Below are 11,521 nucleotides of genomic sequence, written 5' to 3' on the forward strand. Positions count from 1 at the left end.
GCCGGGTCCTCGGCCGCGGCCCCGGCCTCCCCGACCTCGATGAGCGGCTCGCCGACGCCGAGGACGGCGCCCGGCCCGGCGTGCAGCCTCAGCACCGTCCCGGCGAACGGGACCGGGACCTCGACGGCGGCCTTGGCGGTCTCCACCTCCACCACGACCTGGTCGACCTCGACGGTGTCGCCGACCGCGACCTTCCACTCCAGGACCTCGGCCTCCGTCAGGCCCTCGCCGAGGTCGGGCAGGCGGAACACCCGCGCCGCGACGGCGGTCGTCACGACGCCTCCCGCATGGCGCCGCCCCGCAGGAGGCGGGCCTCCGCCATCGGCGGCTCCGCCTGCGCGAGGTAGCGGGTGTCGGGCGCGTCGTCGAACTGGAGCCGGTCCACCGCGTCGAGCACCCGGTCGGCGTCCGGCAGGTGCGAGCGCTCCAGCTTCGGCGGCGGGTACGGGATGTCGAACCCGCTGACGCGCAGCACCGGGGCCGCCAGCGAGTGGAAGCAGCGCTCCTGGACGCGCGCCGCGATCTCCGCGCCGACGCCCGCGAACCCCTGCGCCTCCTGGATCACCACGCACCGGCCCGTCCTGCGGACCGACGCCATGACGGTCTCGTCGTCGAACGGCACGATCGACCGCAGATCGACGACCTCCAGCGACCGGCCCTCCCGTTCCGCGGCCTCGGCCGCCTCCAGGGCCACGGAGACGCTGGGCCCGTAGGCGACGAGCGTCGCGTCCGTCCCGGCGCGCCGCACGGCGGCCCGCCCGATCCCGGCCGTGCGGCGGTCCGCCGGCGACACCTCGCCGGAGGACCAGTACAGCCGCTTCGGCTCCATGAAGACCACCGGGTCGGGATCCGCGACGGCGTCGCGCAGCAGCCAGTACGCGTCGTCCGGCGTGGCGGGGGTGACCACCTTCAGGCCGGGGGTGTGCGCGTAGTACGCCTCGCTGGAGTCGCTGTGGTGCTCGACGCCGCCGACGCCGCCCGCGTACGGGATGCGGATCACCATCGGGAGCGGCAGCAGGCCGCGGGTGCGGTTGCGCATCTTCGCGACGTGCGAGGCGATCTGCTCGAATGCCGGATAGGCGAACGCGTCGAACTGCATCTCCACGACCGGGCGGAACCCGCCCATCGCCATGCCGACGGCGAGCCCGACGATGCCGGCCTCGGCGAGCGGGGTGTCGAAGCACCGGTCCTCGCCGAACTCGGCGGTGAGCCCGTCGGTGATGCGGAAGACGCCGCCCAGCGGGCCGACGTCCTCGCCGAAGACCAGGACCCGCTCGTCCTCGCGGAGCGCGTCCCGCAGCGCGGCGTTCAGCGCCTGCGCCATCGTCATCCCCGTCTTGCGGGTCGTCGTTTCCGTCATGTCAGTCCTCCAGGGCGGCCAGCTCGGACGCCAGCTGGGCCCGCTGCTCGCGCAGCTGCGGCGTGGGCTCGGCGAACACGTGCTCGAACAGCTCCAGCGGCGCGGGCGCGGTCTCGTCGTCGGCGTTCAGCGCGTCGCGGACCCGGGCGGCGAACTCCTCGGCGGCCCTGTCCGCCGAGGCCACCCCCTCGTCGTCGAGCACGCCCCGGCCGCGCAGGTAGGTCTCCAGGCGCGCGATCGGGTCGGCGGCCTCCCAGCGCGCGACCTCGTCGTCCTTCCGGTAGCGGGTGGCGTCGTCGGCATTGGTGTGGGCGTCCATGCGGTAGGTGTGCGCCTCCACCAGCGACGGGCCGCCGCCCGCGCGCGCGTGCTCCACGGCCGAGGCCAGCACGGACAGCACCGCGACGAGGTCGTTGCCGTCCACCTGCTCGGAGCGGACGCCGTACCCGACGCCCTTGTAGGCGAGCGCGGGCGCGGCGGTCTGCTTGGCCAGCGGCACCGAGATCGCGTACTGGTTGTTCTGCACGAAGAACACCACGGGCGCGCGCCGGACCGCCGCGTAGTTGAGCGCCTCGTGGAAGTCGCCCTCGCTCGTGCCGCCGTCGCCGACGAAGGCCATCACGACGCCGTCCTCGCCCTTGCGGCGCAGGGCCTCGGCCATGCCCACCGCGTGGAGGGTCTGGGTGGCCAGCGGGGTGCACTGCGGCGCGACGCGCACGGCGGCCGGGTCGTACCCGCAGTGCCAGCCGCCCTGCAGCAGCGTGAGCACCTCGGCGGGGTCGAGGCCGCGGGCGACCAGCGCCACCGAGTCCCGGTAGGTGGGGAAGAGCCAGTCGCCGTCGCGCAGCGCGAGCACGCCGCCGATCTGGCACGCCTCCTGGCCGCGGCTCGACGGGTACACCGCGAGCCTGCCCTGCCTGGTCAGCGCCGTCGCCTGCCGGTCGAAGCGGCGGCCGAGCACCATCCGGCGGTACGCCTCCAGCAGCTCGCCGTCGGCGGGCGCCGTCCGGCCCGCCGGGGGCTCGACGGCCGTGCCGTCCTCGGCGACGAAGCGCACGGGGGCGGGGGACGGGAGCAGCCCGTCGACCGCCGGCCGCTGATCGCGCACGGCTTCCCGGACGGCACCGGTCTCCCGGACGGCTCCGGCCTCCCGCGCCGCATCGGATTTCCGCGCCGCTCCGGACTTCCGCGCGGCACCGGCCTTCCGGACGGGCACGGCTTTCCGCGCGGGCTCGGGCTTGCGCACCGGCATGGGTTTCCGCACTGGCATGGCGCGCCTCGCTTTCCTTGGACGCTTGACGACCAAAGCGTCCGTCCCGGCGACCATCTGTTCAAGACATGCCGGATAATGAGCGACAAGTTGGTCTCAATGAGGCGTGAGGGTGGCCAAATGTCGAACGATGACGCCGCGGACGGCGCCTGGCCGGGACGTTCTGCCGGACGGCTGGACGCGGTGGACCGGGCGATCATCGCCGAGCTGCTGCGCGACGGCCGGATCTCGGTGCGCGCCCTCGCCGAGAACGTGCACGTCTCCCGCGCCAACGCCTACGCGCGCCTCACCCGCCTGATGGACGACGGCGTCATCACCGGTTTCACGGCGGAGCTGGCGCCGCACCGGGCGGGGCTCGGCACCAGCGCGTACGTCTCGATCACGATCGAGCAGAACTCCTGGCGGGCGGTGTCGGCCCGGCTGAAGGAGATCACCTACGTCGAGCACTTCGCGATGGTCGGCGGGGACTACGACGTGCTCGCCCTGGTCAGGGCCCCGGACAACGCGGCGCTGCGGCACGTGGTGCTGGAGCGCGTCCAGGACATCCCCGGGGTCCGCGCCACCCGCACCTGGCTGGTGTTCGACGAGGCCCGCGGGCGGGGAGCGGCGTGGGGGGCCGTCCCGGGCGCGTGAACGCGGCCGCCGCCCGCCTCGTCCGCGACGAGGGGGCGGCGGCCGGACTCCGTGATCAGCCGAGGGTCTCGCGCACCTCGCCGGAGTACATGGTCGTGGAGGCGACGTCGTACTTCGCCGCGTCCTCGGCGGCCTCGGCCATCTCCGGGCTGCCCAGCGCCGCCGCGAGGGCGTCGCCGTCCTCGAACCACAGCTCGGCGACGAGGTAGGGCGCGCCGGCGCCGAGCGCCTGCGGGCGCGTCAGGGTGAACGACTTCAGGCCGGGCAGGGCGTGCACGAGCGGGACGTGCGTGCTCTCGTAGCGCTCGTCGAACGCCGCGGGGTCGGCGGGGGAGAAGTACTGGACGGTGAGGCGGTGCATGCGGTCCTCCAGGGTGGATGCGGCCGGCCAGGTCCGGGCCACCTCACCGTAGCCCGCGGGCCCGCTCCGCGGAGGAGCCGGTCCCGGCCTTCGCGCCGGCCCGCCGGGCGGATGCGCGGGGGACCGTTGCGTTCGGGCGGCCGCCCGTGCGACCGTATTACTGACCGAACGATAAGTAATTCGTTCGACCGGTGAGGAGGGGACATGACGACGACCCCCGTGGATCCCGCGCCGCGCGAGGCGGCGGCGCAGGAGCGGTTCGACGCGACCATCGCGCGGGGCGACCGGATCGAGCCCCGGGACTGGATGCCGGACGGCTACCGCCGCACCCTGGTCCGCCAGATCGCCCAGCACGCGCACTCGGAGATCATCGGGATGCAGCCGGAGGGCAACTGGATCGGCCGCGCCCCGTCCCTGCGCCGCAAGGCGATCCTGCTGGCGAAGGTGCAGGACGAGGCCGGGCACGGGCTGTACCTGTACTCGGCCTGCGAGACCCTCGGCGTCTCCCGGGCCGAGCTGACGGAGATGCTGCTGTCGGGCCGGCAGAAGTACTCCTCGATCTTCAACTACCCGACGCTGTCGTACGCCGACGTCGGCACGATCGGCTGGCTCGTCGACGGCGCCGCGATCTGCAACCAGGTGCCGCTGTGCCGCACGTCCTACGGGCCGTACGGCCGCGCGATGATCCGGATCTGCAAGGAGGAGTCCTTCCACCAGCGGCAGGGCTACGAGCTGCTGATGACGATGATGCGCGGCACCGAGGAGCAGCGCGCCATGGTGCAGGAGTCGGTCGACCGGTTCTGGTGGCCGTCGCTGATGATGTTCGGCCCGCCGGACGCCGAGTCCCCGAACAGCACGCGGTCGATGGCGTGGGGCGTCAAGCGCAACTCCAACGACGAGCTGCGGCAGAAGTTCGTCGACATGACCGTCCCGCAGGCCGAGGCCCTCGGGGTGACGCTCCCCGACCCGGACCTGCGCTGGAACGCCGAGCGCGGCCACTACGACTTCGGCGAGCCGGACTGGGAGGAGTTCGCCCAGGTCGTCGGCGGGAACGGGCCGTGCAATGCGCAGCGGCTGGCGCACCGCCGCGCCGCCCACGAGGACGGCGCGTGGGTGCGCGAGGCCGCGACGGCGTTCGCCGAGCGATCCGCGAGGGAGGCCGGTAGTGACCGATAGGCGGGAATGGCCGCTCTACGAGGTGTTCGTGCGCGGCAAGCGCGGCCTCAACCACGTGCACGTCGGGTCGCTGCACGCCCCCGACGACGTGATGGCGCTGCGCCACGCGCGCGACGTCTACACGCGCCGCAACGAGGGCGTGAGCATCTGGGTCGTGCGGGCCGACGCCATCACCGCGTCCAGCCCGGACGAGAAGGACCCGCTGTTCGCGCCGAGCGGCGACAAGGTCTACCGGCACCCGACGTTCTACGACATCCCCGACGACGTCCCGCACATGTGAGGGCGGACCACCGATGAGCGACGACCTTCTGAACAGCGACCTCGGCGGCGTGTTCGACGGGCTGGCCGGCGGCGAGTCCTCGCAGTGGGCGTTCGGCACCGGCTTCGAGGACCCCCTCGCCGGCGTCGACACCACCGTGCCGGACGGCGTCGACCGCGCCGACCTCGCCGCGTACTGCCTGATGCTCGGCGACGACGCGCTGATCATGTCCCAGCGCCTGGCGGAGTGGTGCAGCCGCGCCCCCGACCTCGAAGAGGACATCGCGCTCGCGAACATCGCCCTCGACCTGCTCGGCCAGGCGCGGCTGCTGCTGTCGCGGGCGGCCGCCGCCGACCCCGCCGCCGTGCCCGCCCTCCCCGAGGGCTCGCCGGTGCCGGGCGAGGACGCGCTCGCCTTCTTCCGCGAGGCGGGGGAGTTCCGCAACGTCCGCCTCGCCGAGGTGGCCAACGGCGACTTCGCGCACGTGGTCGTCCGGCTGCTGCTGTTCTCGGCGGCGCGGCTCGCGCTGCTGGAACGGCTCCGGGCGAGCGCCGACCGGGTGCTGGCGGCGGTGGCGGCCAAGGGCGCCAAGGAGGTCACCTACCACCGCGACTGGGCGGGCCGCTGGTTCCTGACGCTGGCGCAGGGCACCGAGGAGTCGCGCCGCAGGCTCGTCGCCGCGCTGGACGAGCTGTGGCCGCTCCAGCCGGAACTGGTCGCCGCGCACCCGGTCGAGGCGTCCCTCGCCGAGGCCGGCGTGGGCGTCGACCCCACCGCCGTCCGCGACGAGGTCGACGCGGTCCTCGACCAGGTGCTGGCCGTCAGCGGCGTCGACCGCCCGGACCGCCCGCCCCTCGCCGGGGTCGGCGGGCGGACGGGCCGCGACGGCATGCACACCGAGGCGTTCGGCCGGCTGCTCGCCGAGATGCAGGTGGTCGCGCGCGCACACCCGAGCGGGCAATGGTGAACGCCCGCGCGGCGGCCCGCACGGCGGCCCGCGAGACGGCCCGCGAGACGGCCCGCGAGCGCGCCCTCGACGCGGCCGGGCAGGTGCGCGACCCGGAGATGCCGATGCTCACCCTCGCCGACCTCGGCGTCCTGCGCGGCGTCGACGTCGAGCGCGACGCCGACGGCGCGGAGGCCGTCGTCGCCTCGATCACGCCGACCTACACCGGCTGCCCGGCCCTCGCGACGATGCGCGACGACCTCGTCCACCGGCTGAACGGCGCGGGGTTCCCGCGCGTGCGGGTCCGGATCGTGCTGGACCCGCCGTGGTCGAGCGACTGGATCTCCGCGCGCGGGCGGGCCGCGCTGCGGGAGGCGGGCCTGTCGCCGCCGGGGCCGGTCCGGCGCCCGTCCGGGCCGCTCGGGCTCACGCTCGGGCCGACCCGCCGCGCCCCGGCCTGCCCGCGCTGCGGCTCCACGTCCACCCGCCTGACCTCCGAGTTCGGCGCGACCGCGTGCAAGGCCCTGTACCGCTGCACCGACTGCCTCGAGCCGTTCGAGCACGTCAAGGAGATCTGACATGACCACCCTCGCGCCCGGCGCCGCGCCCGCCCGGTCGGCGGTGTTCCACGAGCTGACCGTGGCGGCGGTGGACCGCCTCTGCGAGGACGCCGTCGCGATCACCTTCGCCGTCCCGGACGGCCTGCGCGACGCCTACGCGTTCCGGGCCGGCCAGTCCCTCACCCTGCGCCGCTTCGTCGACGGGCGGGAGGAGCGCCGCTCGTACTCGATCTGCGCGCCCGCCGGCGCCGCGCCCCGGATCGGCGTCCGGGAGATCCCCGGCGGGCTGTTCTCGTCCTGGCTGGTGAACGAGGTCGCGCCGGGCGCGCGCATCGAGGTGCGGACCCCGACCGGCTCCTGGCGGGCGGACCCGGCGACCGGCGAGCGGCACCTGTGCATCGCCGCCGGCTCCGGCATCACCCCGATGCTGTCGGTCGCCTCGACGGTGCTCGCCCACCCCGGCGCGCAGGTGTCGCTGCTGTACGGCAACCGCACCAGCCGCACCGTGATGTTCACCGAGGAGCTCGGCGACCTGAAGAACCGGTACGGGCCGCGGTTCCAGCTGGTCCACGTGCTGTCCCGCGAGCCGCGCGACGCCGAGCTGTTCTCCGGCCGCCTCGACGGCGGCCGCCTCGCCCGGCTGCTCACCGGCCTGGTGCCCGCGGAGGTCTTCGACCACGTCTGGATCTGCGGGCCGCTCCAGATGGTGGAGGACGCCCGGAAGGTCCTCGCCGACCTCGCCGTCCCCGCGCCGGTGCACGTCGAGCTGTTCTACGTCGACGCCCCTCCGCCGCGGCCGAGGCGCGCCGACGACGCCGTGGCCGGTGCCACGACCGAGCTGACCGTCGTGCTCGACGGCCTGCGCACGACGTCCCGGGTGTCCCGGGAGACGACGATCTTGGAGGGCGCCCAGCGGACCCGCGGGGACCTGCCGTTCGCCTGCAAGGGCGGTGTCTGCGGGACGTGCCGCGCCCGCGTCCGCGAGGGGGAGGCGGACATGCGCCGCAACTACGCCCTCGAACCGTCCGAGGTCGACGCCGGGTTCGTCCTGACCTGCCAGTCGTTCCCGGCGGGCGACACCGTCACCGTCGACTACGACGCCTGATCTCCCTGGTCGGGTGGGGCCTCGTGGCGGGCGAGGCCGTCGAAGGCGAGGGCGGTGACGGCGTCGGCGACGGTCGCGGTGTCGTAGGCGCCGCCCGGCCGGTACCACTCGACCAGCGAGTTCACCATGCCGAACAGCAGCCGGCTCACCAGTGCCGGCGGCACGTCCCCGCGCAGTGTCCCCTCGGCGACGGCGTCCGCGACGAGCTCGGCGAGGCGGTCGTCGAGCCACCGGCGCCGCTCCAGCGCGGCCAGCTCGACCTCGCTGTTGCCCCTGACCCGGAGCAGGAGCGTGACGGACGGCTGGTGCGCGACGAGGACCTCGACGCTGCGCCGCACCACCGCGCGCAGCCGGCCGTAGGCGGTCGTCCCCTCCCGCTCGCGGGACGCCTCCGTGACGGCGGCGGTGAGCTCGTCGAGGGCGTCGTCCAGCGCCTGGCCGAGCAGCTGCTCCTTGCCCGCGACGTGGTGGTAGATGGCGGGCTTGGTGAGCCCGAGCTCGCGGGCCAGGTCGCCCATGCTGGTGGCGTCGTAGCCCTTGCGGTTGAACAGCTCCACGGCGGCGCGCAGGATCGCCGCCTGGTCGTGGCCGGGACGGCCGCGCCGGCGGCGCGGGGAGGATGCTTGCGGACCGGTCGTCGCCACGACCGCAGCATCTCATGCGGGCACGGGCGCCCGGCCGGACCGGGGGCCGGGCGGGGCGCACCTGGCCGGACGGTGTGATCTACGTAACCATGGCGCCGAGGGAGGGCGCGGGCGGCGCCCGGCATATTCCCTGGTAAATCGGTATGTTTTATGGGTTTTTGCCCCGGACGTGGCGTCCGTGCAGGTAGAGCGGGATTTCGGCGGGCTTCACAAGCGCCGGTTCCGTGTGCATCCTTGGGGACATGAACGCGACGGAGGTACTGGTGGCGAGGCGCCACATCGACCTCCTCCGCGTGTGCAGCGCGTCCTGTTGAACCGCTGATCCGCACATCCACGGCCCGAGATCGGCCGCCTCTCTTCTCTCTCTCTCCTCCGCCCGGCAGTGTCGCCGGCGCCGGATCACTCCCTCCTGCCTGCCTTCCGACCGTCCCCTGTTCCGGAGGTGCCGCGTGTCCACCGACCTGCTCGATCCGCCCCGCTCCGCCCTACCCGGACCCGCGGCGCCCACGGCCGCGGGGCGCTCCGGCGCCGTCGCGCTGTCGCTGCTGCGCCGCGCCCGCAAGGCCGGCGGGCTCGTCGCCGTCCTCGTCCTCTGGGAGGCCGGCGCCCGCGCGGGCTGGCTCGGCAGCACGACGCCGCCGCCCAGCGACGTCGCCGCGCGCGGCTGGGAGATGGCCTCGTCGGGCGAGCTGTTCACCAACCTCGGCGTCTCGCTGCTGCGGGTGCTGAAGGGCCTCGCGATCGGGCTGCCGCTCGGCCTCGTGCTCGGCCTGCTGTCCGGGTTGTTCCGGATCAGCGAGGACCTCATCGACGCGCCCGTCCAGGCCGTCCGGATGCTGCCGCACCTGGCGCTCGTGCCGCTGTTCATCATCTGGTTCGGGATCGGCGAGACGTCCAAGGTCGGCCTCATCGCGGTCGGCGTAGTGTTCCCGCTCTACATCAACGTGTTCCACGGCATCCGCGGGGTGGACGAGCGGCTGGTGGAGTCGGCGCGGACCTGCGGCCTCGGCCGGCTCGGGCTCGTCAGGAAGGTCGTGCTGCCCGGCGCGCTCCCGCAGATCCTCGTCGGGCTGCGGCTGTCGCTCGGCGTCGCGTGGCTGACGCTCGTCGTCGTCGAGCAGTCGGCGACCGCCAGCGGCATCGGGTTCCTCATCAACCAGGCCACCCAGTTCATGCAGATGGACACGGTCTTCGTGGTCCTCGTGCTGTACGCGGTGCTCGGCGTCTCGACGGACCTGCTGGTCCGGCTCATCGAGCGGCGCGCGCTGGCCTGGCGCAAGGGACTGGTGGCGCGATGACCGCCGCCCTGCGCGACGGGGTCCGCGTCCGCGGCCTCAGGCGCGTGTTCGGCGACCGGACCGTCCTGGACGGCGTCGACCTCGACATCGCGCCCGGCGAGTTCGTGGCGCTGCTCGGCGCGAGCGGGTCCGGCAAGAGCACGCTGCTGCGCGCCCTCGCCGGGCTGGACGGCCACGGCGGCGGCGAGGTCGACGTCCCCGGCGCGCGCGCCGTCGTCTACCAGGAGCACCGGCTGCTCCCGTGGAGCCGGGTGTGGTCCAACGTCGTGCTCGGCCTGCGCGGCCGGGACCTGCGCGCACGGGCCGAGGCCGCGCTGGCCGAGGTCGGGCTCGCGGCGCGCGCCGACGCCTGGCCGCTCACCCTGTCCGGCGGCGAGTCGCAGCGCGTCGCGCTGGCCCGCGCGCTCGTGCGGACGCCCGACCTGCTGCTGCTCGACGAGCCCTTCGGCGCGCTGGACGCGCTGACCAGGCTGAACGCGCAGGCGCTCGTCGCCGACCTGTGGGCCGAGCACCGGCCCGCGGTCCTGCTCGTCACCCACGACGTGGAGGAGGCGCTGCTGCTCGCCGACCGCGCGCTGCTGCTCGCCGGCGGCCGGATCGCGCGCGAGTACACCGTCGGCCTGCCGAGGCCGCGGTCCCTGGACGACCCGGAATTCATCGCGCTGCGGCGCGACCTGCTCGACGGGCTCGGGGTACGGGCCGTCGCCACCGCCAAGGAGACCCGATGAACGAACTGATCGCCGACGTCCTCGTCGCGGGCGGCGGCCCCGCCGGCGCCTGGGCCGCCGTCAAGGCCGCGGAGGCCGGCGCGAGCGTCGTCCTCGCCGACAAGGGCTACCTCGGGACGAGCGGCGCGACGGCGTCCGCCGGCACCGGGGTCTGGTACGTCGAGCCCGACCCGCAGGCGCGGGAGGCCGCGATGGCGAGCCGGGAGGGCCTCGGCGGCCATCTCGCCGACCGAGAGTGGATGGCCCGCGTCCTCGACCAGACGTACGCGAACATGAACGAGCTGGCCGAGGTCTCGAAGTACCCGTTCCCCGTGGACGAGCACGGCCGGCAGATCCGGCGCGGCCTGCAGGGCCCGGAGTACATGCGCCGGATGCGCGTGCGGGTCCGCCGCGCCGGGGTCCGGGTCCTCGACCACAGCCCGGTCACCGAGCTGCTGGCGGACGGGTCCGGGGCCGTCGCGGGCGCCGCCGGGTACCACCTGCGGGACGACCGGCCGTTCCGCGTCCGGGCCGGCGCGGTCGTGCTCGCGACCGGCGGGTGCGCGTTCCTCAGCAGGGCCCTCGGCTGCGACGTCGACACCGGGGACGGCGCGCTGTTCGCGGCGGAGGCGGGCGCGGAGCTGTCCGGCATGGAGTTCTCCAACGCCTACGCGATCGCCCCGGCGTTCACCTCCGTGACCAAGACGGCGTTCTACTCGTTCGCCACCTTCTACCGCGCGGACGGCAGCGTCCTGGAAGGCGCGGGCAGCCGGCGCGGCCGCTCCGTCATCGCCCGGACCCTGCTCAGCGAGCCCGTCCTGTGCCGCATCGACCGGGCCACCCCCGAGGAGCAGCGGGCGATGCGGCTCGCGCAGGCGAACTTCTTCCTGCCGTTCGACCGGCAGGGCATCGACCCGTTCACCGACCTGTTCCCCGTGACGCTGCTGGCGGAGGGGACGGTCCGCGGCACCGGCGGCATCCGCATCACCGGCCCCGACTGCTCGACGACGGTGCCGGGCCTGTTCGCCGCCGGCGACGCCGCCACCCGGGAGCTGATCTGCGGCGGCTTCACCGGCGGCGGCAGCCACAACGCGGCGTGGGCGATGTCCTCCGGCACCTGGGCCGGGCTGGGCGCCGCGCGCCACGCCGCCGGGCTGGGCGGACGGGCGGCCGCGCGTCCCGTCCGGGCGCTGGGCGAGGCG

The 11,521-nt window shown here is 74.7% G+C and carries 14 protein-coding genes; 9 read left to right on the plus strand and 5 right to left on the minus strand.

Annotated features, from left to right (window positions below; all coding sequences use genetic code 11):
• The 3 genes from ABZ914_RS36350 to pdhA form a co-directional block, all read right to left on the minus strand.
• On the minus strand, positions 1-275 hold a 275-nt coding region (locus ABZ914_RS36350), incomplete at its 3' end, for a biotin/lipoyl-containing protein (protein ID WP_500198857.1).
• Entirely contained in the window at positions 272-1,360 is a 1,089-nt protein-coding gene (locus tag ABZ914_RS36355) for an alpha-ketoacid dehydrogenase subunit beta (protein WP_500198859.1), read from the minus strand. The genes ABZ914_RS36355 and ABZ914_RS36350, both read right to left, overlap by 4 nt.
• 1 nt (position 1,361) lies before the next feature.
• On the minus strand, positions 1,362-2,468 hold the full coding sequence (gene pdhA, locus ABZ914_RS36360; protein WP_500198860.1) for a pyruvate dehydrogenase (acetyl-transferring) E1 component subunit alpha: 1,107 nt from the start codon (positions 2,466-2,468) through the stop codon (positions 1,362-1,364).
• Between the two features lie 282 nt (positions 2,469-2,750).
• Between pdhA and ABZ914_RS36365 the strand changes: the two genes are divergently transcribed.
• A complete protein-coding gene (locus ABZ914_RS36365) occupies positions 2,751-3,263 on the plus strand; it encodes an Lrp/AsnC family transcriptional regulator (RefSeq protein WP_190866790.1) in 513 nt (170 codons plus the stop codon).
• A gap of 55 nt (positions 3,264-3,318) precedes the next feature.
• On the opposite strand, the gene ABZ914_RS36370 is transcribed toward ABZ914_RS36365, so the two are convergent.
• Positions 3,319-3,624 (minus strand): EthD family reductase, encoded by a 306-nt coding sequence (locus tag ABZ914_RS36370; RefSeq protein ID WP_500198862.1) that lies wholly within the window; start codon positions 3,622-3,624, stop codon positions 3,319-3,321.
• A 204-nt stretch (positions 3,625-3,828) separates the two neighbouring features.
• Between ABZ914_RS36370 and paaA the strand changes: the two genes are divergently transcribed.
• The 5 genes from paaA to paaE are packed head-to-tail and all read left to right on the plus strand — an operon-like array spanning position 3,829 to position 7,670.
• Entirely contained in the window at positions 3,829-4,800 is a 972-nt protein-coding gene (gene paaA / locus ABZ914_RS36375; RefSeq protein WP_500198863.1) for a 1,2-phenylacetyl-CoA epoxidase subunit PaaA, read from the plus strand.
• Positions 4,790-5,080 carry a 1,2-phenylacetyl-CoA epoxidase subunit PaaB gene (gene paaB, locus ABZ914_RS36380; RefSeq protein ID WP_151543025.1) on the plus strand — a complete coding sequence of 97 codons (291 nt, stop codon included), beginning with the start codon at positions 4,790-4,792 and terminating at the stop codon, positions 5,078-5,080. The genes paaA and paaB overlap by 11 nt, the downstream gene beginning before the upstream one ends.
• Positions 5,081-5,093: 13 nt before the next feature.
• Positions 5,094-6,026 (plus strand): 1,2-phenylacetyl-CoA epoxidase subunit PaaC, encoded by a 933-nt coding sequence (gene paaC / locus ABZ914_RS36385; RefSeq protein ID WP_190866796.1) that lies wholly within the window; start codon positions 5,094-5,096, stop codon positions 6,024-6,026.
• Positions 6,020-6,583, plus strand: a complete 564-nt coding sequence (paaD, locus tag ABZ914_RS36390; RefSeq protein WP_500198865.1) for a 1,2-phenylacetyl-CoA epoxidase subunit PaaD — start codon at positions 6,020-6,022, stop codon at positions 6,581-6,583. The genes paaC and paaD overlap by 7 nt, the downstream gene beginning before the upstream one ends.
• Position 6,584: 1 nt before the next feature.
• A complete protein-coding gene (gene paaE, locus ABZ914_RS36395; RefSeq protein ID WP_500198867.1) occupies positions 6,585-7,670 on the plus strand; it encodes a 1,2-phenylacetyl-CoA epoxidase subunit PaaE in 1,086 nt (361 codons plus the stop codon).
• Here the strand turns inward: paaE and ABZ914_RS36400 are convergent.
• A complete protein-coding gene (locus ABZ914_RS36400; protein ID WP_500198869.1) occupies positions 7,658-8,314 on the minus strand; it encodes a TetR/AcrR family transcriptional regulator in 657 nt (218 codons plus the stop codon). The two genes, paaE and ABZ914_RS36400, sit on opposite strands and share 13 nt — an antisense overlap.
• 449 nt (positions 8,315-8,763) lie before the next feature.
• Here ABZ914_RS36400 and ABZ914_RS36405 point away from each other — a divergent pair, with 449 nt between their 5' ends.
• The 3 genes from ABZ914_RS36405 to ABZ914_RS36415 all read left to right on the plus strand — a co-directional run.
• Entirely contained in the window at positions 8,764-9,612 is an 849-nt protein-coding gene (locus tag ABZ914_RS36405) for an ABC transporter permease (protein WP_500198871.1), read from the plus strand.
• A complete protein-coding gene (locus ABZ914_RS36410; RefSeq protein WP_190866804.1) occupies positions 9,609-10,340 on the plus strand; it encodes an ABC transporter ATP-binding protein in 732 nt (243 codons plus the stop codon). Before ABZ914_RS36405 ends, ABZ914_RS36410 begins: the two co-directional genes overlap by 4 nt.
• The coding region (locus tag ABZ914_RS36415) for an FAD-binding protein (protein ID WP_500198873.1) at positions 10,337-11,521 on the plus strand (1,185 nt) is incomplete at its 3' end. The genes ABZ914_RS36410 and ABZ914_RS36415, both read left to right, overlap by 4 nt.

It is taken from the genome of Spirillospora sp. NPDC046719 (genome assembly GCF_040645715.1).
In the GTDB taxonomy this organism is placed as follows: Bacteria; Actinomycetota; Actinomycetes; order Streptosporangiales; family Streptosporangiaceae; genus Spirillospora.

Coding starts and splice junctions, on each gene's coding strand:
- ABZ914_RS36355 (WP_500198859.1), bottom strand. CDS start 1,360: ATGACGGAAACGACGACCCGCAAGACGGGGATGACGATGGCGCAGGCG.
- ABZ914_RS36365 (WP_190866790.1), top strand. CDS start 2,751: ATGTCGAACGATGACGCCGCGGACGGCGCCTGGCCGGGACGTTCTGCC.
- ABZ914_RS36370 (WP_500198862.1), bottom strand. CDS start 3,624: ATGCACCGCCTCACCGTCCAGTACTTCTCCCCCGCCGACCCCGCGGCG.
- paaA (WP_500198863.1), top strand. CDS start 3,829: ATGACGACGACCCCCGTGGATCCCGCGCCGCGCGAGGCGGCGGCGCAG.
- paaC (WP_190866796.1), top strand. CDS start 5,094: ATGAGCGACGACCTTCTGAACAGCGACCTCGGCGGCGTGTTCGACGGG.
- paaD (WP_500198865.1), top strand. CDS start 6,020: ATGGTGAACGCCCGCGCGGCGGCCCGCACGGCGGCCCGCGAGACGGCC.
- paaE (WP_500198867.1), top strand. CDS start 6,585: ATGACCACCCTCGCGCCCGGCGCCGCGCCCGCCCGGTCGGCGGTGTTC.
- ABZ914_RS36410 (WP_190866804.1), top strand. CDS start 9,609: ATGACCGCCGCCCTGCGCGACGGGGTCCGCGTCCGCGGCCTCAGGCGC.